The following is a 24,486-nucleotide window of genomic DNA, read 5'->3' as shown; positions in this document are numbered from 1 at the left end:
TCCGCTCGCCCCTTATGCCGGGCATAGGAGGCTAAAGTCGGTATCTTAGTTGGGTTATCACAGAACCCCAACCGAATTGGCCACCAGTATCAGAATCAGTGGGCGTTTGCAGGCAGAAACTCGGCGCGCATTATGGGCAGAGATTGAGGCGTTGGAGTGCGTTCACACGCTCGCATCGGCCCAAAGAGAAGATCAATCGGCTTTTATTTTTTCATATTCGGTACAGGCGGTATTTCGCTCAGCGAGTCGCGCTGGATCTGAAGAACCTACGGCATTCGCAATGGCAACGTTACATCTCTGCCGTGCCGCTTGCGCCGTCGTCTGCTCAGAAGGGGCAGAGATGGTCGCCACCGTCGGGCTGAAGGACACGGCCGCATTGCAGTACATGTTTTGGGTTTTGACGTACTTCCAGTGGTTTTTCCGGTTTCGGCTTAACTCTGAGCATAATTCTTGAAACATGGATTGCGCTTTCATGGTGCAGCGCGAGTAGGCAATGGTGTCATGACTGGAGCTCGCGCACACGCTTTTATCGCGCACGCGCCACATTTGGTACTGGAATGGGATTGTTTCACCTTCGTACTCAATGACCATGGCCTTTAGTTCGGTACCCATGGTTTCGGTCATTGTGCTGTGGATGTCTAACGACACCGCTTCAATGTATGCGGCGAAAATTGCAGAGATCGGGTCCATTTTTATTATTCCTTGTTTTTCAGCAAAACCTGCAGTATTGGCGGTAATACGCTTTGACGAAGTGCGTCCGAGCGAAACACGGGGTGGAGATCACGCTCTGTCGCTAGAATAGCCCAGGAAAGGCTCTAAGTCAGCCTCCGAGCCGTAATACAAACCTCTCCAGTTTTCGTTTCGTTGTTCTCTGTGTGGGGGTGACGGGGAGTCAGAAGCGGGGCACCGCTTCAAAACGGTTAATCCCGTAATTTCTTTACCTAATGGATCCCCGCGTTCGCGGGGATGACGATGGGGTCCATTCAGTCATTTCCGCGAAGGCGGAAATCCAGGTCTTTTGTGCGAAGGGAGCGGTGGATCCCCGATTCGGGGATGACGAAGGGGGGATTTTCAGTCATTCCCGCGTAGGCGGGAAACCAGGTTTTCTGTGCGAAGGGGGAATGGATCCTCTTCGCGGGGATGACCGATGGTGGAGCTGTTGGCCTGATGCACGAGATGGGGCAGAAAACCTAAGGCATAACCAACCGCGACTCGATCTCATCCCGCTTAACCTTCCCACACAGTTTCTCCACCAGCATCAGGGAAAATTCCAAGGCCGTGCCTGGGCCTTGGCTGGTGATGCAGTGGCCGTCGGTCACGACTCGTTCATCAGCTCGGGAGCGATCGGGCAGGTCTTCCTGCACGTCGGGAAAGGCGGTGGCTTTTAGGCCGTCCAACAGGCCGTGGTGGGCGAGTACGACGGCGGGGGCGGCGCAAATGGCGGCGTACCAGCCGCCGCGGTCGCGTTGTTGTTTTAAGGCATCAATGAGTGGCGCGCAGTCGCGCAGGTGTTTGGCGCCGGGGCCACCGGGGAGGGCGATTAGGTCGTAATCCTGGTCGAGGCATTCTTCCAGCACGCCATCGGCGGTAATGCGGGTGTCGCGGGCGGCGGTGATTTCTGGTTGATCGTGCACGCTGGCGACCAGGGTGTCCACCCCGGCGCGGCGCAGGATGTCGATGATGGTGACGGTTTCAATGTCTTCACTGCCGTTGGCAATGGGCACCAGTGCGGTGGCGGTCATGGGGAGTCTCCTTGTAGAGGTACGGGTTCACTTATTGTGAGAGGAGAGCGCTTTGTCGGAGTTCCAAAGCCACTCTCATGATCAGCCTGTGATGCGCAACCGTGTGTACAAATTCGGCCCAGAATACAGGTGCCTCCGTTCTTGTCGCGGTTTGCCAGCCCGTATTACGCTGGCCTACAATCCGCTTCGGCGCGCGCCGTTCACGCATTATTGGGCCTATCGGGTCCCGCTCGAGATGTTTTCCCCATGGAAGCTTTCCTTATTTCAACAGGCATTGTGGCGCTGGCGGAAGTTGGTGACAAAACCCAACTGCTGGCGTTTGTGCTTGCCGCTCGGTATCGGGGCGCAGCAGTCCCCATCATCCTCGGTATTCTGGTGGCGACGTTGGTTAACCATGCATTCGCTGCCATTATCGGCGCTTGGCTTGCCGCGGTGGTGCCGGCCGAGGTGCTGCGCTGGGTGCTTGGCTTGTCGTTTATCGGTATGGGCATTTGGGTGTTGATTCCCGACAAGCTGGAGGAAAAAGACACGCAATTTCCCCGCTTGGGTGTGTTTGGGGTCACGCTGGTCGCGTTCTTCCTGGCCGAAATGGGCGATAAAACTCAGGTGGCTACCGCCGCTTTGGCGGCCCAGTACTCCGCGTTTGTGCCGGTCGTTATGGGTACAACGCTGGGCATGATGATTGCCAACGTTCCGGCGGTTTTCATGGGTGAGCGGTTGACCACACCCGCTATCGTCAAGGTGGTCCACGCTGTGGCTGCGGTGCTTTTTGTGCTTTTAGGCGTAGCAGCTTTGACTGGGTTGGATGCTTACTTTGGCTTTTGAATCGGCGCTACTAGAGCAGTGATTCACACATAAGGAGATCTATGGCGATTTGGATCGCGGTTTTGCTGGGGGTGGTTCAGGGCGTTTTCATGTTCTTGCCAGTGAGTTCCACCGCGCATTTGGTACTTACCCAACATTGGTTGATTGGTCAGGGGTATGATTTGCCGGCGCCGGAAAGCGCGGAAATGGTGCTGTTCGATTTGGTAGTCCATGTGGGCACTCTGGTGTCCATCGCGGTGGTCTTTTGGCCCAGTTTGTCCAAAGTCACCACGGGTGTGGTGCGCGACGGCTACCAGTGGGCCGCTTCCCAGGGCGGCGGTCGGGAGTTGCTGTTTTTACGTTTGGCTTTGCTGTGCGCCTTGTCGGTGTTCGTCACGGCAATAATCGGATTGACCCTCAAAGTCGGCTTTATGCACTTTTTTGCGTCGCCGTTGATGGTGGCGGGTACGCTGACCATCACGGGGCTGCTGCTTTGGTTTACGGACGGGCTGAGCCGGCGCCCAATTGGGTTGCGCAAAATCAGCCCCAGAATTGCAGTTATCATTGGTTTTGCGCAGGGGTTGGCGTTGATCCCCGGCCTTAGCCGCAGTGGCATGACCATTACGTTCGCGCTGTTTGCGGGGCTTAAGCGGCGCTGGGCTGCTGAGTACAGCTTCTTTCTGGCGATTCCCACCATTTTGGCCGCCACGGCGGTGCAAGCCATTGATGTTTATCGTTTGGGTGGACTTCAGGGGTTGGACTACACGGTCCTATTGGTGGGTTTCGTGGTGGCGGCGCTGGTAGGCATTTTGGCGCTGCGCCTGGTGCTCTTTTTCCTGTATCGGGCGCGCCTGAAGGTGTTTTCGTTCTATCTGTGGGTGCTGGCTGCCGTGGTGGCCTTTGGGTATCTGGACCCAGCAGTAATTTAAGGCTCACCGGTGAGCCGGCGCCAGCACCTGGGTGTTGGCAATAGCTTATAGCTTTGTTGAAACCTCGAGCCAAGGCACTGGGCCTCGGCTCGGGCCGCTATTTTAGCGATCTAGGCGCCCCAAGGTGCTACCCAGGGCGGTTTTCATCTTTTTGGCGGCGCCATTGATCGCCTGCTCCAGCGAGTCGGATTGGTCCGTAACCGCCATAGGTTGCCGCCCGCCTAAGCGAACCTCCATCAGGCAGCGCTTGTCCTGCGCACCGGACTTCGCACCGTTTTCGTCGCTCAGGTGCACCTCCACCCGGGTAATCTGGCGCTCGAAGCGGCCAAGATTCGACACCACTGTCTCTCTCACTCTTTCTGCCAGCGATTGTTGTCCCTGGATGTTGTTGTCCGTATTCACTTGGATTTGCATAACTTGCCCTCTTGGTGAGTGATGAAAACCTCGTCCCTGTGAACTTTGACAGTGTCTTCAGCGCAATGTCCACTTCCTGAAGCAGGGTGTTGAATGCCGCTTTCGGTAGAGTCGAGTGCCACGTTTTGCCAACGGGCGACTATACTTATTGGCGTAGCCGCAAGTTGTCGGTATTCTGAGCTCAGTGCCGGTTAAAAAATGAACAAGGGGCCACTTTGAGGTTTATTAGGCGCACTAAGACAGCCATTAGAGCTGCTCCTCCCAATGCGTTCGCCTGTCTCCTGTGGCTGCTGGCCGCAACGAGCCAGGCAGCCCCTGCCGAAAAGGTAGTGGCGGATACACTTGTGGTTCGCTATCCCGTCTTGACCAACGACAACGGTCAGCAGTACAACCACGACTATTATTTGGAACTCCTAACACTTGCCTTGGACAAGGCCGGCCTTGATTACCGGTTTGAAACCGTAATCTTGCCCGAGTTTCGAGAAATCCGCAGCGAACTGTCACTGGCCAAGGGCATATACGATATTCATTGGCTGCACACCAATAGGCAGCGGGAAACGCGCCTGCGCCCTATCCGTATCCCGCTTTTTAAGGGGATGATCGGCTGGCGGGTGTTCCTGATTAATGAAAAGGATCAAGAGCGCTTTGCGGGTATATCCAGCGTGGAGGAATTGAAAGAACTGAGGACCGTTCAGGGCCACGACTGGCCAGATACCCCCATTTTGCAGCGCAACGGCTTTTCCGTCATTCGTTCGGCGAGTTGGGAAGGGATGTTCAGAATGTTGTCATCCGGCCGGGTGGATTATTTTCCGCGCAGTGCCATGGAAGTCCAAAACGAACTGGTGCAATTCTCCAATCAGGGCCTGGTGCTGGAACAAACGCTCGCCCTTCACTACCCGACCGCCTACTACTTTTTCGTCGCCAGGGAGAATGACAAGCTGGCCGAGGCCGTGGAGAAAGGCCTGAACATCGCTATAGCCGACGGTTCGTTCGACACAATCTTTATGGCCCATTTTGGAGCAGACATTGAACGCACGAACCTGAGTAGCCGAACGGTGTTGCGGTTGGAGAATCCCCTGCTTACAGAGCAAACGCCCCTGGAGCGTGCGGAACTCTGGTTCGAACCCCTCCTTCCCCCGAAAGATCCCAATCCCGCTCGGGATTAACGCTGAGCAGTAGGCTTCTGCGATCGATTATTGTGTATTTTTACCCAATATTGGGTATGCGCGCTGCTGAGCGCGTCGGTACTATGCTTGAAAGGATTGCTTCTGGCCTGGGAGGGCCACTTTTGATTCTTTAGCTTAGCGCAGCCGGTGAATATGCGCGATCAACTCGATCTGTCGGTGCACACCCAACTTCTCATAGACCGAAGCAATTTGCTTACGCACAGTGCTTATCGCCGCACTGCGTTGGGCGGCAATCTGCTCGGGCGCTAGTCCATCGGCCAGTGCCAGGGCAACCAGAGCTTCTGCATCCGTAAGTCCGTAGGCGGCTTTTAACAATAATTTTACGGAAGAAGTTTCGGTCGCCGACCCTTTCGCCACCACCAGTACGCGCGGTTCAAAACTGAAGGCGTTTTCCCGACGGGGTACCGCAATGACCTCCAGAACTGTGGGTTCACCGTTCAGTCCGCGCACCAACACAGTGGCCGAATGGGGGGCGCCGGGGCGTAGTTCTCTTCCGGCTGCTCGAATGGCGTCAGCCAGCGCTCGGGTGTCGACTTGGTTCGACGTAGTCAACGTGCCGCCTTTTAATCGCAACGGCCCCGAACGGCCTACTAGGATTTCAGCGTTCGGTGTCAGGCTCCGCACCCGGCCAGAGGAATCGCACACGAACACGGCCATGGACAGGGCTTCCAAGGTTCCCGCCATAAGCTGGGCGCCTTGATTCTCCAGGATGGTTTGCGCGCGCACGGCTGAGCGTACATGGGGTGCGATGGAAGTAAAAATGGCGCGCTGCTCGGGGGTGATTTCTCCGTCACTTGAGCTTCGAATTACTGCCAGCCCGACCAGCGAGCCGGGATCTTTCACCAGAGGGGTAAGGCATATGTAGGGCGCATCGAAGCGGGCGAGATGCTCAGTAAGAAACGGGTTACTGCGCCGTTCCTCTTTCGTGACAAACTCCTCACTGGAGCGTACTTGCAGCGGCGCGCACTGAGAGCCGACGCGGATAAAAGGATTGACCGCCGGGTTGCCGCCGTCGTAGGCCAGGAAGTCATCAAACCACTCTTGCTCCAGGCCAGAGAACCAGTGGAAAGGAATGGTATGCGCCGAGCCAAGGCCAATCAGCTCCCCCGCCCGTGATCCAGTAGCCAAAGCCAGGGCGGACAGGGAATCCACCCATCCGCTCTCCCCCATCGCGGCGGCGTGGAACTGATCCACCACGGCCAACCACCGCTCTTCGTTGATCTTCATTGTTATTCTTTACCGTGCAGAAGGCGCGAAACCTCGCCTGAACCCCATCTATTGCGGGAACCTTGTGCCGTAATTCCTTGCTGGCTGCATCAGCGCCGGACCATGGCCTGTTGCTGATTATAGCGTCAAAGACCACCAATGGTAATTTTTTGAGTGTTTTTTGTTCGATCGTTGGCTGGTTGTTACTCGGGCCCTCAGCTGAATATGCCCCACTGAACCAAGAGGCCGCCCGCGAGTGTGACCGCTAACAAACCGGCCAAATTAAGCACCAGTCCCGCCGAGGCCATTTGCTTGATGCTTAACTCGCCGGAACCAAAGACGATGGCGTTGGGTGGCGTCGCCACCGGCAGCATAAAGGCGCAACTGGCCGCGATGGCGGCGGGAATTACCAGAGCCTCCACTGGTAAACCTATGGACAGGGCTAAAGCGCCCAACAGCGGCAAAAAGGCCGCTGTCGTGGCGGTGTTGCTGGTGACTTCCGTTAAAAATATCACCGTCAGGGTAACCACCCCTATCGCCAGCAGTACTGGTACCCCTGCCAGGACGCTTAACTGTTCGGCAATGGCCTTGGCCAGGCCGGAATCCTGAATAATCCCCGCCAACGCCAAACCGCCACCAAACAACAGCAGTACCCCCCAGGGCAGGCGCTGGCTGGTTTCCCAATCCATCAGCCTTGATCCTTTGCCGTCGCCAGCCGGCAGCAAGTGCAGGAGTATGGCGCAGGCAATGGCAATACCGGTGTCCGTAATCCCTGCACCCGGCATGGCGCGAGCCAGTAGCGGCTGAAAAATCCATGCCAGCGCCGTTGCGCAAAATACCAGCGCGACGCGCCACTCCATGCGGGTGAGTGCGCCCAGCTCCGCCAGGCGCTGGCGCAGAATGGCATGACTCTGCTTACCTCCCGTGCCGGGCTGATCCGTGCCCGCAGTTGCGCCCTTGGCCACAGCGAACGCCAGCCAGAACCACGCCAGGGCGAGCATGGTCAGTGCCACGGGTACGCCTATGAGCATCCAACGGGCAAAGCCAATCGCTATGCCGTGCTGGTCAGAAAGGTAGGCGGCCAGAAGCGCGTTCGGGGGCGTACCGATTAAGGTGGCGATGCCGCCAATGCTGGCGGCGTAGGCGATACCCAGCAGCAGAGCCACGGCGTAGGGGTTGCCCTCACTCGCCGCCGGGGCGCCGCGCAAATGCACCACCGACAGAGCGATGGGGAGCATCATAATCGCCGTGGCCGTGTTACTGACCCACATGCTTAAAAAGGCGGTGGCGAGCATAAAGCCCGCCAATTCTCTGGCTGGTGTGCCGCCTAAAATACTTAGCGTACCTAGGGCGATGCGCTCGTGCAGGCGCCAGCGCTCCATGGCCATACCAAGAATAAAGCCGCCCAGGAACAGGAAGATCAACGGGTGCGCATAACTGCGCGTCACGCTGTCTACCGGGCTCAAGCCCAGGGTGGGGGCCAAAAGAATGGGCAGCAGTGCCGTTACCGCCAACGGCAGTACCTCGGCAATCCAAAATACGGCCATCAGCCAGGTCAGGCCCAATGCCCGCCAAGCGTCAGTACTCAAGCCCGTGGGAGCCTCCAGTACCCATGTGGCAATAAAGCCCAGCAGGCCCGCTAGCGCGGCCCCTTGGCGAGGCGTCAACAGCTTTTCCATAACCCTCTTTCCGTGTTAAAAATCACCAAGTTTCGGTTAGGCCATCATAGCCCAATTCGGCCCCTGCCTTTGGCAAAGGGCCCAAAATGATCTAGCCTTATAAAGGTGTGCGCCTCAATTCCGATAACTAACGGGCACTCCCGCAGTCACAGAGTAGTACCCTTTGTGGCGACGGGTAAAAAGAGGCATCCATAGGACTCTTCAGCCGCATTCGTTCTGGGTTCGCTTGGCCTCGACGAAGTGCAAGGGAGGCAACATTTTGCACAAGTCAGCAGGCTATACGGTGAGGCGCGGCAACCCATGACGAAGGGCTCGGACAAAATTCCCCCCCATAAACGCATTCAGCAACTTGAATCTGAGTTGGCTAGCTTGCAGGCTCAAGTAAGCGCCCAAGAGGGAGCCCAGCGGCAGATGGAAAAGCTGGCCGCACGGGATACCCTTTTCCAGTACGCTATGGAGGCCTCACGGGACGGCCTGTGGGACTGGGATCTTATCACTGACAAGGTTTATTACAGCCCCAGTTACCTGCGCATGATCGGGTATCACGAAGACCATCTGCCCCAGACCCTGCAAACCTTTCATGAAGTGTTCGTGCTGCCCGAGGATGGCGAGAACGTCCGGCGACAGGTTCAAGCGGCGCTAGAAGCCGGGCGAGAAAATTTCACCCTGGAGTTTCGGATGCGCCACAAGGATGGCCAGGTGGTATGGGTCTACTGCCGCGCTAAGTATTTTGAGCGGGATGAGCAAGGCCGGCCCCGTCGCTGTGTCGGGGTGAATGCGGACATTACGGACTTCGTGCAAACACAAGAGCAATTGCTGTCCGCCAAAACCCAAGCCGATTTGGCGAATAAAACCAAAGGCGAGTTCCTGGCGCGCATGAGTCACGAGATACGCACGCCCTTAAATGCCATGGTGGGCTTGGGGCACTTGCTCCAGGACACCAAACTGACCCGGCAACAGCGGGGTTATCTGGACAGCATGAACGCGGCTTCTGACTCGCTGCTGCACATCGTCAACCAGCTGTTAGATTTTTCCAAACTGGAAACCGGCAAGATTATTCTTGAGCACGCTCATTTTGATTTGGAATTGGTGCTCGAGCGCTTATCGCGCTTGTTTGAGGTCAGTGCATTTCATCGCGATGTGGAAATTATTTATGACATTGATCGCGCCGTGCCACGTTTCTATCGTGGTGACGCGCCCCGGTTGACGCAAATCTTGAGTCATCTTGTGAACAATGCGCTTGAACACTCCGGTGGCAAGCGAGTGCTGGTGAAAGCTGAATTGGAACACAGTGATCAGGCATCGGTAGTGCTGAACTTTTCCGTTACCGATTTTGGTGTTGGCATGTGCCCTAAGCAGGCGCAGCGGCTGCTGACGTTACTGCAGACCAAAGGCGAGCAGTTGACCGAGGCTGGAGCCGGTTTTGGCTTGAGCATTTGCCATCATCTGGTGAGTTTGATGAATGGTTGCATGCACATTGATACCGAATTGGGCCGCGGCTGCAGTGTGCATTTCAGTATCGAATTTGAGCACAGCCATATTGGCGCTAGAGTACTGCAGGATGAGCCGCACCGCTTTGAAAATTTACGCGCACTGATTGTCGACGACAACTTGCTGGCCCGAGATATACTTGCCAATACCCTCGAGGGTATGAACATGGCTGCAGACTCAGCCCATAGCGCTGACGAAGCATTGGCAATTCTTCGGCAGGCCACCTTGGAAGGCAAGCCCTACGATCTGGTGCTGATGGACTACAAGATGCCCCGGACTAACGGGCTTCAGGCTGCCAACTTAATTAAGGCAGATCACTCCCTTACCCGCAAACCTTACGTGTTTCTTATTTCCTCTTACCATCGCGACGAAATATTTGAGTCATACGTCACGGCGGATGCAATTGATGCCTTTCTCAGCAAGCCCATTAGCGAATCGCGTTTGTTTGACGCCCTGGTCCAGGTGTTCAATGGTCAGCTTGAGCACACAGTGCACGGTTTAAAGACGGGTGCAGACTCAGGACTCATCGGTGTTCGAGTGCTGCTGGTGGAGGACAACAAAGTCAACCAGCTGGTGGCCTTGGGGATGCTGAGAAAGTTCGGGGCCGTGGCCACTCTAGCGGAGAACGGACGTGAAGCGCTCGAATGTCTGGAGGAGGACCCGGACGGCTTCGATGTCATTCTAATGGATTTGGAAATGCCTGAGCTGGATGGCTTTGAAGCTACTCGAACGATTCGCGCCGGCGCCTACCGCGCCGATATTCCCATTGTCGCGCTCACAGCCCAGGCCATGCGCGATGATCGGCAGCGCTGTTTGGAGGCCGGTATGAACGGCTATCTCAGTAAACCGATAAAGCCCGAGCTCCTTTGTGTGGAGATTCGGCAAAGCCTGGATGTTTCCGTTATGCATGTTAGCGACAGTTACCGGAATGACGATGAGTGTCAAGACCAATGAGCGCAAAGGTCATAGATATTCATGACCTGAGTGACGGCATTGATCGCAAGTTATTGCAGCGCGTTAAGCAGCGTTTTGTAGCTCTTAATCGCGAGCGTTATCGGCGTACGTTGACGGGCCTTTCTGAGCGCCAACAAGACTTTTTAGAACTCCTGCCGTTAATTTTCCACGTTAACCACCCCATGCTACCTGGGTATGTTTCTCATCAGACGCCTTCCGGTGTCGCGCACTACAAACCCAGTAAAGAAGATCTTCGGCGGGCGCAGGGGCAGGCGCGCAGCTTTCGCTACAACAGCGATCTAGCCACACGACGGATGAGTATTGATGCCCTTTTTATCATGGGCAGCGTGGGCACCGTTGGCCAGTCCGAAAGCAGTGACCTGGATATCTGGGTGTGCCACAACCCCGCGTTAAACGGCGAGGAGCTGGCGCAGTTACGGCTTAAGTGTCAGCACTTGTCTCGCTGGGCGGAACAACACATTCGCCTGGAGGTACACTTCTTTTTGATGGACCCGAGCCGTTTTCAACTGGGCCAGCTGGGTAACTTGACCAGCGAGGGCAGTGGCAGCGCCCAACATTATTTACTGCTGGATGAGTTCTACCGCACCGCGCTCTGGCTGGCGGGAAAGGTACCGCTGTGGTGGTTCGTGCCCGCCAGTCAAGAGGCGAACTACCAATCCTACGCCGACACTTTATTGCGGCAGCGTTTTGTACGCGCTAACGACGTTATCGATTTTGGCGGTGTTTCGGAAACGCCCATGAATGAATTCGTGGGTGCTGGCATTTGGCATTTGTACAAAGGCATAGAAGCGCCGTACAAATCCATGCTGAAACTGTTGCTGCTGGAAGTGTACGCCGCCGACGAAGGACGCGAACCCCTGGCGCTGGAATTTAAAGCCGCCCTTTATGCGCGCGAACCGGACCCCAACCAGCTGGACGCGTACGTTATGGTTTACCGGCGCCTGGCGGCTTACCTGCGCGGGCGTGGGCAAACGCAGCGCCTTGAGCTGGTGCGCCGGTGTTTGTACTTTAAAGTCAATAAACCGCTGACACGCACACCTGTTGGCGGGAAAAAATCCTGGCAGCGCCAATTGCTGGAAGCACTGGTGGCAGAATGGCGATGGCGCCCTCACCAAGTGTACATGCTTGACAGTCGCCGCCACTGGAAAGCGCCCGACGTGCTTGCGGAACGCACATTTCTGGTTTCCGAACTCAGTGCCAGCTATCGCCTGATCAGTGGCATCAGCAAAGCCACGCACATGGATGCGACCATCAGCGATGAAGAATTGATGGTGCTGGGCCGAAAACTGCACGCGGCCTTCGAACGTAAAGCCGGTAAAGTGGAATGGTTAAACCCGGGCATTTCGGACGACCTGGAAGAGCCGGCACTCTGTCTCATGCGCCAGCCCGATACCGAGGGCAATCCCGGTTTCTGGGAGCTTTACCGCGGCGCCCGTGCAGACGTATTGGGGCGCACGAATACGGTCCCGGCGATTAAAAAATCCCGGTATTTTTTAGAGCTGTTTCTCTGGTGTTATTGCAACGGCATGCTCAGCATGAATACCCGTCTTGACGTGGATGGCGCTGAGTGGGAGCTGGATGAAGCGCAGAAGCAGCACTTACTGCAAGCGTTCCGCCAGTGGTTGCCGATGCCCATGACCAGGCCGGCTCACGAAGCGTTTAAAAGCGGCGCCGTGCCGAACCGATTGCTCATGGTGTTCAATCTGGGGGCGGAGCCGCAGCAGGCATTGCGCAAAAAAGGCTTGCACCTGCTCAGCAACCGACAGGACGCACTGGATTACAGTGGCCTGCGAGAAAATCTGGTACTCACCGTGGATATAGTCCAGGTCAACAGCTGGCGGGAAATTGTGTGCCGGAATTACAGCAGAGACCCGCTGGTAAATAGCCTTTTGTTTTACTTCCGCCTAGTGCCCCCGGGGCGTGGACTGGCACCACCAGAGTTGACCATTCGCTGTCTGAATACCCATCAGGGCCCGGTGGTGGTTCAGCGCCTGGAAGAGCTCTGGCGCGACTTGGTCGGCTGTTACTATTCCGGTACCCGCCCGGCCAACAGCCGCTACCTACTGGAAACCGGCGACGAATACCTGCTGCTGCAGTTTGTACAACAGCAGCCACAAATTTTACGTTTCAAAACCCGCTCCGCGCTGTTGGAAAAACTGAGCGCGCCCCAGTTGGAATACAGCCCCTTGGTTGTGGACCGTTACGCACTCATGGGCCAGCCCGTAAAGCTGTTGTGCGAGGTGGCCGGCCGGCCGGGAATTTACGTGCTCTATCAAGTTGAGGAGGATCGGGCCAGAGTCACTCTGCTGGACGAAAAGGCTTCGTTGTTTAGCGTGGACATGCCCTACTACAGCCATCAGACACTGCTTAGGCCCTTACACTATTTTATTCTCTCTGTGCTCACTCGGCAGAATTTGGTGCCGGATCTGACTCGCGAGCCCGCGAGCGATTATTCGGTGGAATTCTATGAGTGGCAGGGAGACAACGGGCGCGGCTACCTGGAGGCGCGCAGCATCACCAGCGACATCAATCAACTGGCTTTTGTCAGCATCCAGGTCATCGCCGAACCCGCCTTGGATTCAGGGCTCAACTACACCATTTATTGCGACGAGCAGGAGTTCTCTGAGCTGGAACACGGGGAGGATCTGTTTTCCGCTGTGGCGGTCTGCATTCTGGAGCGTCGCCAAGGCGGCCAGCGTTATCCCTGCTATATTACTGATCTCGACTTGTCTCAATGCCGGGATCTGTTGGCCCCCCAGGGCGGGCTGCAATTGAGTCATTACTTGAGCATCAAGGCGGAGCTTGAGCAGCGCCTGGACTTGGCCCTACAGCAACTCTAACAGTCTGGAAATGCGCTCATAAAGGGGTTAGTCTTGACCCGCGATTTATCCGATAATTTTTCTAATAAGATAAAGTTATAACAATCCCAAAGGACGCAACATTATGAGCCACTCCCTAGATAGACGCACACTGCTGCGCAACCTGGTTGCCAGCACTGTGGGGATCACTGCCCTGGGAACGACCGGGCTGACCGCCATGGCGGCGGAGCAAGGATCCAATCCGTTACAATTGAAAGGCAATATTAACCACGCCGTGTGCCGCTGGCCTTTCCATATGCTTTCCCTGGAAGAACTGTGCGAGGTAGTCAAAAGCCTCGGCTTTAGCGCCATTGATTTGGTGGGGCCCAACGAATGGCATATCCTTAAAGAAGAAGGGGTAGATTGCTCCATGTGCAACGGTGCCGAGATTAGCCTGGAAGAGGGTTGGGCGGACACCAAGTATCACCCCGAACTGATTGAGCGCTACCGCAAGCACATTGATCTGGTGGCCGGGGCCGGCTACCGCAACCTCATCTGCTTCAGCGGCAATGCTCGGGGCATGGATGAAGAAACTGGCCTCAAGAACGCCGTTGCGGGCCTCAAGCAGATCATGGGGCAGGCCGAAAAGCGCGGCGTGGTGATTCAGATGGAACTTTTTAACAGTAAAGTCGATCATCCAGACTATATGTGTGATAACAGCCCCTGGGGCATAGAGCTGTGTAAACGCCTAGGCTCACCGAACTTTAAGTTACTTTACGATATTTATCATATGCAGATCAGTGAAGGCGATATCATTCGCACTATCACTGATCACCATGAGTACTTCGGTCACTACCACACGGCGGGTGTGCCGGGGCGCAACGAGATCGACGATACCCAGGAGCTCTACTACCCTGCCATAGCCCGGGCAATAAAAAACACCGGTTTCGATGGTTACGTGGCCCAGGAATTTATTCCCACCCGGGATTCAATTGAAGGTAAGATTCAGTCGTTGAAAACGGCGATACAAATTTGTGATGTCTGAGGTCCCAATGCCTCTGGCCGCTCACTACAACAGGCAATGAGAAGTAACTATGGCGAATAATCATTACGATGCGATTGTGGTCGGTTCCGGTATCAGCGGCGGCTGGGCCGCCAAAGAACTGACCGAGAAAGGGCTCAAGGTTCTTATGCTGGAGCGTGGCCGCAATCTTGAACACATCAAAGACTACACTAACGCGCACAAGGAAGTTTGGGATTACCCACACCGCAATGTGCCCACGCAGCAAATGAAGGAAGACTACCCGGTCTTGAAACGCGACTTTCCGCTCAATGAGGCACAGCTAGGCTGGTGGACCGACGAGCAAAAAAGTCCTTACATCGAAGAAAAGCGTTTTGACTGGTATCGCAGTTACCAAATGGGTGGTCGCTCCCTGCTTTGGGGTCGGCAGAGCTACCGTTTCAACAAAGAGGACTTTGAGGCCAATGCCCGTGAGGGTATCGCCGTTGACTGGCCCATCCGCTACGAGGACGTAGCGCCTTGGTACGATTACGTTGAGCCCTTCGCGGGTGTCAGCGGCAACCGCGATGGCTTGGAGGTTCTACCTGATGGCAATTTCCTACCCCCGTTCGAGCTGAACTGTGTCGAAAAAGACGTAGCCGCGCGCATTAAAAAGGCATTTAAAGGGGAGCGCCATCTGATTATTGGCCGTCCCGCCAACAACTCCGTGGCGCTGCCGGAACAAAACCGTACCGGCTGCCTGCACCGCAACAAATGCGGCCTGGGTTGTCCTTTCGGAGCTTACTTCAGCACACAATCTTCCACTCTGCCCGCGGCTGTGGCTACCGGGAACCTGACCGTGCGGCCTTTCTCCATCGTTACCCAAGTGCTGTACGACAAAGACAACAAGCGTGCACGCGGTGTTGAAGTCATTGATGCGGAAACCAACCAAACATACGAGTTCACCAGCAACATCGTGTTCTTGAATGCTTCCACCCTTAACTCCACCTGGATTCTGATGAACTCCGCCACAGACATCTGGCCGGATGGTCTGGGCAGCAGCAGTGGCGAGCTGGGCCACAACGTCATGGACCACCACTTCCGCGCGGGCGCGGGTGGGCGCGTCGAGGGTTATCTGGACAAGTACTACTACGGCCGGCGCCCGACCGGCTTCTACGTGCCGCGCTTCCGGAACGTCAACGGCGACAAGCGCGATTACCTGCGCGGGTTTGGCTATCAGGGCTCGGCCAGTCGCCAGGGTTGGAACCGCGACGTTGCCGAAATGGGCATTGGCGCAGAGCTGAAACAGTCCCTAAGTGAACCGGGCGTGTGGACCATCGGCATGACAGGCTTTGGCGAAATGCTGCCCTATCACGAAAACCGTGCCTACCTAAATCGGGATGTGACCGACCACTGGGGCTTGCCGGTGCTGGCCATGGACGTGGAAATTCGGGATAACGAGAAAGCCATGCGGAAGGACATGATCCAGGATGCCGTGGAGATCTTCGAAGCGGCGGGCGTGAAAGACGTAGGCGGTGGCGATTGGGGCTACGCGCCGGGTATGGGTATCCACGAAATGGGCACCGCGCGCATGGGGCGGGATCCAAAAACCTCCGTACTCAATGGCAACAACCAAGTCTGGGATGCCCCGAACGTGTTCGTAACCGATGGAGCTTGTATGACGTCCGCCTCTTGCGTGAACCCGTCTCTAACTTACATGGCGCTTACCGCCCGAGCGGCGGACTTCGCTGTTAAAGAACTGAAGAAAGGTAATCTGTGATGAACAGGCGCGAACTCTTAAAGTGTATTGCAGCCGCCACCGGCACAGCCATGATTGGCGGCAGCACCCTGTTGGCTGCGGGCTGCGCCCGCACCGAAACTGAGCTCGACAAGAGCTTCACTTCTCAGGACGTGATCCTGCTCGATGAAGTGGCGGAAACCATCATCCCCCGTACCGACACGCCGGGCGCTAAGGATGCCGAGGTTGGTGCTCATATGACTGTAATGGTGAACAACACCTACACTCCGGAGGAACAAGAAATCTTCCACCGGGGGATACCGCAGATCGATGTGGCCAGTCAAAACGAGTTCGGCCGGGACTTTCTGCAGCTGACACCGGAGCAGCGTCATGCAGTGGTGACCAAATTAGACCGGGAAGCGCGGGAGTACAATCTCAACCACGAGGATCCGCATTACTTCACCATGATCAAGCAGCTGACCCTGTTCAGCTTCTTCACCTCAAAGGTAGGCGGTACTGAAGTGCTTCGTTATGTGGCCATTCCCGGCCACTTCGATGGCTGTATGCCCTACGAAGAGGGCGATCGGGCCTGGGCTACCTAGCAGGCTGCTGAAAAACTATCTGCGTGGCCGCTGCGGCGTTAAAAACAGGCTGGTGCGCCAGTCCGATCAAAATGCTCATTTATTGCATATAAACTCGGCTTTGGCTCCTGCGACGCCCTACCGCCTACATCCGTGTAGGCGTCCGCTTTTTCGCCTGTTTTTGCCTTTTATGCCAGGGAAGGCATGTATTAGACAACGCAGGAGCAGTTGTCGGCATCGCCTGCCTCGAAAACGTTTTTCAACCGCCCGCTAACCCGAGTGGTCGGCGCTTAAGCGCCGACCACTTTCCCCTTCCTCATTTCCCCCTCGCTCACGACAACTTATGACGTCTGTCCAGGGCCACGCGGCGCGCGGCCTTTTGTTGTGGCTGTGTCGGGGCGCGGTTATACTGCCCCACTGTTTTTTCACCCTATCCGGCGAGAGGAACCGTCATGAAAATTTGGCGTATGCCCGTTTGTGCCGGCCTTCTGGCGGCACTGCTGTTGGTGGCGGGCTGCGGTCAAAAGGGCCCGCTCTACCTACCAGATAATGACGATAGTTCGGCCCAGGAGGCCGGCGACGAGGAGTAATTCGGACCCCATGCACGTGTTTCAACGCCGTGAAGGCGAACTTTATGTAGAAGAGACTCCACTGGCTGAGTTGGCGGAGCGCTACGGCACGCCTCTGTATGTTTACAGCCGGGCGGCATTTACCGAGCGCTATTTGGCTTACGCCCAGGCGCTGGGTGATCACCCGGGCATGATCTGCTATGCGGTCAAAGCCAACTCCAACCTCGCCGTGCTTGATCTGTTGGCCCGCCTGGGGGCGGGTTTTGACATCGTCTCCGGTGGCGAACTGGAGCGCGTGCTGCGCGCGGGTGCAGATCCCGCCCGCGTGGTGTTCTCCGGCGTGGGCAAAACCCGTGAGGAAATGGCTCGGGCGCTGGAAGTGGGCATTTACTGCTTTAACGTCGAGTCCGAGGCGGAGCTGGAACAGCTGAATGACGTGGCCACCGCTCTGGGTAAAACGGCGCATATCTCCCTGCGGGTCAACCCGGACGTGGATGCCCAGACCCACCCGTATATTTCCACCGGGCTGAAAGACAACAAATTCGGCATAGACATTGAGCGCGCCCCAGCGGTTTATCGCCGGGCTGAGGCCCTGCCCGGTCTGGTGGTCAAGGGTTTGGATTGCCATATCGGCTCCCAGTTGACCCAGATCTCCCCTTTTCTGGACGCTCTCGACCGGCTGTTGCGGCTGGTGGATGGGTTGGCGGCTGAAGGTATTCACATCAGCCATCTGGACCTCGGTGGTGGTTTGGGGGTGACCTACCGGGATGAAACACCGCCGCCCATCAGTGATTACATGACGGCCATCAAAACCCGGCTGGGCGATCGGGCGCTGAGCTTGATGTTCGAGCCCGGGCGCTCCATTGCCGCCAATGCCGGTGTGCTGCTCACGCGTGTGCTTTACCTAAAGCCTGCGGAGCACAAGAACTTCGCCATCATTGATGCCGCCATGAACGACAATCTGCGGCCGGCCCTGTACCAGGCGTGGCAGGACATCGTGTCCGTACAGCCGTCTGAGGCCAACGAAACAAAAACCTGGGATCTGGTGGGCCCGGTATGTGAAACCAGCGATTTTCTGGGCAAAGGGCGCGAGCTGGCGCTGGCGCAGGGCGACTTGCTGGCGGTAATGTCTGCGGGTGCTTATGGTTTTAGCATGAGCTCCAACTACAACACCCGTGGCCGGGCGGCCGAAGTGGTCGTCGATGGCGACCAGGCCCACTTGGCTCGGGCGCGGGAAACGTTAGAGGATCAACTGCGGGGCGAGCAGCTGTTACCCTAGCGGTGTATGGTGAGGTGGGCTTGGCCCACCAAAGAACTCAGTCAGCCGAAACGTTGAATGATCGTGATAGCAGTTTGGTAAGGATGGGACATGCGCCTGCGGTTTAGCAAAATGCACGGCTTGGGCAATGATTTCGTCGTCATCGACGGCGTCAGCCAAAAGGTGCGTCTCGGTGCCGACAAAGTCCGGCAACTGGCGGACCGTCATTTTGGCGTGGGCTGCGATCAGGTTTTGGTGGTGGAACACCCCACCCGCCCGGATATGGATTTTCGCTATCGCATCTTCAACGCCGATGGCGGAGAAGTGGAGAACTGCGGCAATGGCGCACGTTGTTTCGCCCGCTTCGTCCTGGATCGCCGCCTAACCGGCAAGCGCACCATTCGGGTGGAAACCGCTGGCGGCGATATGACACTTCACGTGCTGGAAAATGGTGACGTCAGCGTCAACATGGGCGTGCCACAACTGGAGCCAGCGGCGATTCCGTTTCAGGCCTCAGCCCAAGCGCCCGTGTACGAGCTGGAAGTGAATGGTCGCGTTTTGGAAGTTTCCGCCGTGTCCATGGGTAACCCTCACGCCGTCACCCTGGTGGACGATGTGACCAACGCGCCTGTCGAGGAGCTTGGGCCTCTGGTCGAGTCCCACCCCCGTTTCCCCAAAAGGGTGAACGCGGGTTTTATGCACATTGTCTCCCGGGCTGAAATCAACCTGCGCGTGTATGAACGCGGCGTGGGCGAAACGCTTGCCTGCGGCACCGGCGCTTGTGCCGCCGTGGTGGCCGGGCGCCAGCGCCAATTGCTAGACGCCACCGTTAACGTCAATCTTCCCGGCGGTCGGTTGACCATCGACTGGCCGGGGCCGGGCCAACCAGTCACCATGACAGGCCCGGCCACTACCGTATTTCATGGACAGGTAAAACTATAATGTCAGATAAGCCCAAAGACAGCCGCCCGAGTACTCGACTGAGCGCCGAACAGGTGTGTGAGTACCTGCAAGAGCACCCGGATTTTTTTGTGCACAACAAGCGTCTGTTGGCGGACTTGAACCTGCCTCACGAAAGTGGCCCGGCCGTATCCTTGGTTGAACGTCAGGTGTCCGTGTTGCGAGAACGCAATATGGACATGCGTCATCGTTTGAGCAAATTGTTGGACAACGCCCGGGAAAATGACAAGCTGTTTGATAAAACCAAACGCTTGGTATTAGCGCTGGTGGAAGGCAATGACTTGGGTGATATCGTCGATGCGTTGTTTTACAGTTTCGACAAAGATTACGAGATTCATTACACCAGCCTGCTGTTTTTTGGCCACGAAGAAAAAATTCCCAGCAGTCAGGCAAAAATCGTCACGCTGAGCGAAGCCAAACAGCACATAGGCCCCTTGCTAAAAAACAATCGCGCCATGTGCGGCACCCTGGGCGACGCCGAGTTGCAGTTCCTGTTCGGCAAACAGGCACAACACATTGGCTCCGTCGCCACTGTTCCCTTGGTGCACGGCACCGCGTTCGGTTTGCTGGCTATCGGCAATCGCGATCCTCACTACTACCGCTCCAGTATGGGCACCTTGTTTTTGGGGTACATTGCCGAAGTGCTAAATCGCTTGCTGCCCAGCTACCTGCCGCGCTAAGCTGAATCCGCGCCGCGGTCACGAAAACAAAAAAATCACGGCCGTGCCCGCTCCGCAGGTGGATAAAAAAGAGGCCGCTTCCATGACCGACGCTACCGAGCCCTTTATTGACGAGCGCACGGCTTTTGACTCCTATCTGCGCAGCGAAAAGCAACTTTCCCCCCGCACCCAGGAAAGCTACGCACGCGACCTGAAAAAATTCTTCGCCTACTGCCAGCACCACAACATCACTCAGTTCGATCAAATCAACGCCCAAAGCGTGCGCCAAAACCTAGCGCAACTGCACCGCGCCGGGCTCAGCGGTAAAAGCCTGCGCCGCTGGCTGTCATCACTGCGCGCCTTCTTCCGCTTTGCCATCCGCCGCGGCTGGCTCAAGTACAACCCCGCTGAAGATCTGCAAGCGCCAAAGATCGAAAAGAAACTGCCCAAAGTGCTGGATGCCGATCAGGCCAGCCAATTTGTGGAGCTGTCCGGCGATAACTTTCTGGACCGTCGTGATCGCGCGCTGTTGGAGCTGATCTATTCCTCCGGCCTGCGTCTGGCCGAAGTCGCCGGTCTGAATATTCAGGATATCGACTTGCAGGACGCCCTGGTGGTAGTGACTGGTAAAGGCAGTAAGACCCGTACTCTGCCGGTGGGAAAACAAGCCATTGCCGCATTACGACAATGGCTGGCGGTTCGCACACAAGCTGTCAGCGCTGACGAGCAAGCGCTGTTCATCACCGCCCGAGGACGGCGCATCAGCCACCGCGCCATTCAACTGCGCTTGCAGCAACTGAGCCAACGCCAGAGCATGGACAACCCCGTGCACCCGCACATGCTCCGCCACTCCTTCGCCAGCCACATGCTCGAATCCAGCGGCGACCTGCGTCTGGTGCAGGAGCTGCTCGGCCACGCCAACATCTCCACCACCCAGGTGTATACCCACCTGGACTTCCAACATCTGGCGAAAGTTTATGATCAGGCGCACCCGCGTGCGCAGAGGAAAAAGTCTGGGGATTGAATTATCGACTTGCGATGAATATCCATATCCGGCCTCGCATGGAAGGCCTAATCAAAAGTACAGCACAGCGTTCTTAAACTCGAAGGGCGCTGCCCCGAGTTGTAAGATTTTTTCACGCGAACTCCCACACGGCGCCTGCGCCGATAGCGGACGCGCGATTAGCGACTACACAACCGATCAGCGTTGCGCCTGTAACCGTAACTGCTGTTCACGTTGCTCGTGGATGGCAGCCATCAGTGTCTCCAGCTGCTCTTCCGAGAGCAAATGCGCGAGGCGTTCTTCCAGACTGGCTTCCGAGTAAGTTCGAACCGCGAGTATTTCTTCCTGCGGTGGCAGGTTCTCACCGGTACTACGCAGAGTATCGCTGGCGCTGCGTCTATCCTCTCGAAATTGTTCGACCGCGCTTTGAACCTCAATGGCTTCTTGCTCACTGAGATTTAGAGCTTCGAGAGCGGAATTAACCCCGTCGTTCCAAATGGGATGGTCGTTGGTTGCGACGGTAGCCGCCGTTGAGAGAAAGGCGCATATCGCCAGGGTGGAAACCATTGTTGTTTTCATGGTCATCTAACACCTCCTTACTGCCTTGACAGTATTGTGGTGGGAGGATCCAGGAAGTGCCCTGCTCCTCGTCTTTAAGTATCGGTCAAGGTGAGCGATTTGGGGCAGATTTCGCTAGATTCTTTTGCACTATCTGGCACACGTCTTAGCAAGCGCTTTTATATGCCGCTTGGTGCACGAACAGGGAATGTGAAAGCGCAATCATTAGAATTTCGGTGGCCGTATGTGGGCGCGAGGACGAGGATGAAAGCCATTACGTTTGGGCGAGAGCGGGAGACTGACTACTTAAGTCGCTCCAGTTTGCCTTTGCGGCGGACGATGTTTTTATAGTCCCATTGAATATTACGAGCTTCAGCCAACCACTGCTTCAACTTGTGTGTATCGACTTGTTCAACGTGGGAGTAGCGGGCCTCGGCGGCCTTGAAACTGCCTTCTTTTTTTAGTCCTTCAGTCTCAAAGGACTGCCCGCTCCAAAAGAGCAAGCGTATGCAGTTCTTGAGTTTGCTGAAGCCCACAGTGGGATTGCCTTCTAGAAACCAGACGGGGTGTGCATGCCACAGTTTATTCTCTGCCTCGGGAAGATGGTGTTCGATCTCCTTCGCCAGCAATTCACAAATTTCACGATCTTCTGGAACTTGTGCTTGGATGTAGGTTTGTACGTCCTCATGCATGGGTGTGCTCCTTTTCTTTCGTGGCGTTATCTCGCACACGGGTAGCAAGGTTCATCGCTAACCAGTGCAAAAGCTAACGCACCCGACTAACGATTCTCCATATCTTCAGAGTACTCACCCTGCAGTGCCAAACTGTTCAGTCGTGCCCGCTTCAAAAACGCCGCTTGCGCTCGATCGTGATTTTCTGGTTTTCCACCCCAGGCTTCCAATGCGGGCTCCTGCAAAGCGCGGGCGAAGGAAATGCTCAATAACCAGGGCGCGCGCGTGCCGTGCTGGTTAATAGCGTTGATGTTTGCAGTGGCTTCGGTGGGGGTTTGTCCGCCGGAGAGAAAGTTGATGCTGGGTACGGCGGCGGGCACCGTGCGCAACAGGCTGTTCAGTGTCGCCTCGGCCACTTCATCGGGGGAGGCTTTGCCGATGGCTTTCCCGGGCGTAACCATGCTGGGTTTTAGAATCATGTGCTCCAGGGTAACACCGTGCTGGTGCAAGGCATGAAACACCGAATGCCAAACGTGTTCATTCACACGCGCCGCGCGCATCATGCTGTGGTTGCCGTCGATCAGCACTTCCGGCTCCACGATGGGGACGATTCCTGCGGCCTGACACTCGGCCGCGTAACGAGCCAGGACCTCGGCATTAGCGGATAGGCCCAAAGGTGTCGGGTTATGATCGGTGATTGGATAAACGCTGCGCCACTTGGCAAAGCGTGCGCCGCGCTCCCGGTATGTGGCGAGCCGGTCCGCCAGGCCATCCAGACCATAACTGATCATGTCGCCGGATGCGCCCGGTAGAGATCCTTTGCCTAAATCCACTTTAATTCCCGGTACCATGCCCTGGTTGACGATCAACTCGGGAAAGGGCGTGCCGTGAGTGTCGGTCTGGTTGAGAGTTTCTTCAAACAATATGATACCGCTCAGATACTTGCCGACTTCCGGGGCGGAAAACAACATGTCCCGATACCAGCGCCGATTATCTTCGGTATTTTCCGCCCCCACCGTTTCGAATCGCTTGGCGATGGTGCCGCTACTTTCGTCCGCCGCCAATATGCCCCGGTGCGGGTCCGCGAGATCATCAATGGTCGCTTGCAACTCTCTAAAGTACGACATGAATTAGCCTCTCCTGGGTTCGTCCTTCAGATTTATGCTACTCGTCATTTCCGCTTCCCAACTTGATCTACCTCAACATTTGGGCCTATGCACTCGCTATAATGGCTAGGAAAAAGCGCGCGCTGTTTTTGATTGAAAGCCCCGCGACTGCAACCGAAGGAGTGCGAGCTATCAGTGCCATTATTACCTTAACCATGAACCCCTCAGTGGATTTGTTCGGAACCGCTGAGCGTCTTCTTGATGAAAGTAAAACACGCTGCCAGGAAACTGGACGTCAGCCCGGTGGGGGCGGCATTAATGTCGCTCGTAACTTGCGACGCCTGGGTGCGGATGTGCTGGCGGTGTTCCCCCGTGGCGGCTTAAATGGCGAGCTTTTAGAGCGACTGCTGCGCGACGAAGGTTTGCCCTGCCTAGGTGTGCCGGTGGACAGCGAAACGCGGCAAAACCTGGCGCTCACCGAAACCTCTACCACAAAAATGTATCACTTTGTTTTTCCCGGGCCTGTGCTACAGGATTCTGAATGGCAGCTGTGCCTGGACAGAATCAGCTTTATGGACCCGGCGCCCGAGTACCTAGTCATTAGTGGCAGCTTACCTCGGGGAACCCCCAGCGATTTCTATGGGCGCGTCGCCAAAGCGGCCGCGGAGCGAAACACTAAGGTTGTGCTGGATGTCTCCGGTTCTGCCCTACAGCCACCGCTCGATGAAGGCGTGTATCTTGCTAAGCTCAATCGAAAGGAGTTCGCGCAACTTGGCTACACTGGCCCGGACGATCCCGAAGCACAATTGACGGCGATGGAAGATATTGTAGCCAAAGGCTATGTGGAAGTTTTAGTGGTCACCTTGGGCCCGAAAGGGGCGCTATTGGTGAGCCGCGCAGGCGACCGATGGGCGCTAACGCCACCGCCGACAAAAATTGTTAGCCATGTGGGGGCAGGCGATAGTTTTGTAGCGGTTATGACCTATCAGCTTCATCGTGGCAACTCGGTGCCCGAAGCGTTTCGATATGGGGTTGCAGCGGCCACCGCCGCAGTGAAAACGGCGGGCAATCAAATTGATGATATGTCGACAGTGGACGACATATATCGCCAACTGTCGACTCATCCGGAGCGGGCACCAACTGGCGTATAACGTCGGT

22 protein-coding genes are annotated in these 24,486 nt (G+C 56.3%); 14 read left to right on the top strand and 8 right to left on the bottom strand.

The window, feature by feature from the left end; all coding sequences use genetic code 11:
• Positions 1-192 precede the first annotated feature (192 nt).
• On the bottom strand, positions 193-690 hold the full coding sequence (locus RBH33_RS09170; RefSeq protein WP_306731874.1) for a hypothetical protein: 498 nt from the start codon (positions 688-690) through the stop codon (positions 193-195).
• 500 nt (positions 691-1,190) lie between these two features.
• The gene (locus tag RBH33_RS09165) at positions 1,191-1,742 is read right to left on the bottom strand and encodes a DJ-1 family glyoxalase III (RefSeq protein ID WP_306731873.1); all 552 of its coding nucleotides are present in this window, start codon (positions 1,740-1,742) and stop codon (positions 1,191-1,193) included.
• 246 nt (positions 1,743-1,988) lie between these two features.
• Here RBH33_RS09165 and RBH33_RS09160 point away from each other — a divergent pair, with 246 nt between their 5' ends.
• Together RBH33_RS09160 and RBH33_RS09155 are read left to right on the top strand one after the other, a co-directional pair.
• On the top strand, positions 1,989-2,567 hold the full coding sequence (locus tag RBH33_RS09160; protein WP_306731872.1) for a TMEM165/GDT1 family protein: 579 nt from the start codon (positions 1,989-1,991) through the stop codon (positions 2,565-2,567).
• 41 nt (positions 2,568-2,608) lie between these two features.
• A complete protein-coding gene (locus tag RBH33_RS09155; protein ID WP_306731871.1) occupies positions 2,609-3,475 on the top strand; it encodes an undecaprenyl-diphosphate phosphatase in 867 nt (288 codons plus the stop codon).
• Between the two features lie 102 nt (positions 3,476-3,577).
• Here the strand turns inward: RBH33_RS09155 and RBH33_RS09150 are convergent, their stop codons facing one another.
• Positions 3,578-3,889, bottom strand: coding sequence for an HPF/RaiA family ribosome-associated protein (locus RBH33_RS09150; protein WP_306731870.1), 312 nt, complete (start codon positions 3,887-3,889; stop codon positions 3,578-3,580).
• Positions 3,890-4,218: 329 nt separating this feature from the next.
• Between RBH33_RS09150 and RBH33_RS09145 the strand changes: the two genes are divergently transcribed.
• A complete protein-coding gene (locus RBH33_RS09145; RefSeq protein ID WP_306731869.1) occupies positions 4,219-5,055 on the top strand; it encodes a substrate-binding periplasmic protein in 837 nt (278 codons plus the stop codon).
• Positions 5,056-5,190: 135 nt separating this feature from the next.
• Here RBH33_RS09145 and RBH33_RS09140 read toward each other — a convergent pair whose 3' ends face one another.
• Positions 5,191-6,303, bottom strand: coding sequence for a helix-turn-helix transcriptional regulator (locus tag RBH33_RS09140; RefSeq protein ID WP_306731868.1), 1,113 nt, complete (start codon positions 6,301-6,303; stop codon positions 5,191-5,193).
• 194 nt (positions 6,304-6,497) lie between these two features.
• Positions 6,498-7,961, bottom strand: a complete 1,464-nt coding sequence (locus RBH33_RS09135; protein ID WP_306731867.1) for an SLC13 family permease — start codon at positions 7,959-7,961, stop codon at positions 6,498-6,500.
• A 300-nt stretch (positions 7,962-8,261) separates the two neighbouring features.
• On the opposite strand from RBH33_RS09135, the gene RBH33_RS09130 reads away from it, so the two are divergent.
• From RBH33_RS09130 to xerC, 10 genes are all read left to right on the top strand, one after another.
• Positions 8,262-10,406: a PAS domain-containing hybrid sensor histidine kinase/response regulator gene (locus RBH33_RS09130; protein ID WP_306731866.1), complete on the top strand. Its 2,145-nt coding sequence runs from the start codon at positions 8,262-8,264 to the stop codon at positions 10,404-10,406.
• On the top strand, positions 10,403-13,267 hold the full coding sequence (locus tag RBH33_RS09125) for a class I adenylate cyclase (protein ID WP_306731865.1): 2,865 nt from the start codon (positions 10,403-10,405) through the stop codon (positions 13,265-13,267). The genes RBH33_RS09130 and RBH33_RS09125 overlap by 4 nt, the downstream gene beginning before the upstream one ends.
• Before the next feature lie 103 nt (positions 13,268-13,370).
• A complete protein-coding gene (locus RBH33_RS09120) occupies positions 13,371-14,270 on the top strand; it encodes a hydroxypyruvate isomerase family protein (RefSeq protein ID WP_306731864.1) in 900 nt (299 codons plus the stop codon).
• Positions 14,271-14,319: 49 nt separating this feature from the next.
• Entirely contained in the window at positions 14,320-16,005 is a 1,686-nt protein-coding gene (locus tag RBH33_RS09115; RefSeq protein ID WP_306731863.1) for a GMC oxidoreductase, read from the top strand.
• Positions 16,005-16,565: a gluconate 2-dehydrogenase subunit 3 family protein gene (locus tag RBH33_RS09110; RefSeq protein WP_306731862.1), complete on the top strand. Its 561-nt coding sequence runs from the start codon at positions 16,005-16,007 to the stop codon at positions 16,563-16,565. Before RBH33_RS09115 ends, RBH33_RS09110 begins: the two co-directional genes overlap by 1 nt.
• A gap of 431 nt (positions 16,566-16,996) precedes the next feature.
• Positions 16,997-17,134 (top strand): LPS translocon maturation chaperone LptM, encoded by a 138-nt coding sequence (gene lptM / locus RBH33_RS09105; protein ID WP_473752975.1) that lies wholly within the window; start codon positions 16,997-16,999, stop codon positions 17,132-17,134.
• A gap of 10 nt (positions 17,135-17,144) precedes the next feature.
• On the top strand, positions 17,145-18,392 hold the full coding sequence (gene lysA, locus RBH33_RS09100; RefSeq protein ID WP_306731861.1) for a diaminopimelate decarboxylase: 1,248 nt from the start codon (positions 17,145-17,147) through the stop codon (positions 18,390-18,392).
• 90 nt (positions 18,393-18,482) lie between these two features.
• Positions 18,483-19,313 carry a diaminopimelate epimerase gene (dapF, locus tag RBH33_RS09095; RefSeq protein ID WP_306731860.1) on the top strand — a complete coding sequence of 277 codons (831 nt, stop codon included), beginning with the start codon at positions 18,483-18,485 and terminating at the stop codon, positions 19,311-19,313.
• Positions 19,313-20,011 carry a DUF484 family protein gene (locus RBH33_RS09090; RefSeq protein ID WP_306731859.1) on the top strand — a complete coding sequence of 233 codons (699 nt, stop codon included), beginning with the start codon at positions 19,313-19,315 and terminating at the stop codon, positions 20,009-20,011. The genes dapF and RBH33_RS09090 overlap by 1 nt, the downstream gene beginning before the upstream one ends.
• 82 nt (positions 20,012-20,093) lie before the next feature.
• Positions 20,094-21,014 carry a tyrosine recombinase XerC gene (gene xerC, locus RBH33_RS09085; protein ID WP_306731858.1) on the top strand — a complete coding sequence of 307 codons (921 nt, stop codon included), beginning with the start codon at positions 20,094-20,096 and terminating at the stop codon, positions 21,012-21,014.
• 177 nt (positions 21,015-21,191) lie between these two features.
• Here the strand turns inward: xerC and RBH33_RS09080 are convergent, their stop codons facing one another.
• From RBH33_RS09080 to RBH33_RS09070, 3 genes are all read right to left on the bottom strand, one after another.
• The gene (locus tag RBH33_RS09080; protein ID WP_306731857.1) at positions 21,192-21,578 is read right to left on the bottom strand and encodes a hypothetical protein; all 387 of its coding nucleotides are present in this window, start codon (positions 21,576-21,578) and stop codon (positions 21,192-21,194) included.
• Between the two features lie 275 nt (positions 21,579-21,853).
• On the bottom strand, positions 21,854-22,243 hold the full coding sequence (locus tag RBH33_RS09075) for a DUF1801 domain-containing protein (protein ID WP_306731856.1): 390 nt from the start codon (positions 22,241-22,243) through the stop codon (positions 21,854-21,856).
• Positions 22,244-22,329: 86 nt separating this feature from the next.
• Entirely contained in the window at positions 22,330-23,349 is a 1,020-nt protein-coding gene (locus RBH33_RS09070; RefSeq protein ID WP_306731855.1) for a class I fructose-bisphosphate aldolase, read from the bottom strand.
• Between the two features lie 101 nt (positions 23,350-23,450).
• Here RBH33_RS09070 and RBH33_RS09065 point away from each other — a divergent pair, with 101 nt between their 5' ends.
• Entirely contained in the window at positions 23,451-24,479 is a 1,029-nt protein-coding gene (locus RBH33_RS09065; RefSeq protein WP_306731854.1) for a 1-phosphofructokinase family hexose kinase, read from the top strand.
• Positions 24,480-24,486 lie beyond the last annotated feature (7 nt).

The organism is Marinimicrobium hydrolyticum, assembly GCF_030848505.1.
Taxonomy (GTDB): Bacteria; Pseudomonadota; Gammaproteobacteria; order Pseudomonadales; family Cellvibrionaceae; genus JAVDDU01.
This window is presented reverse-complemented; position numbering and strand designations above follow the sequence as displayed.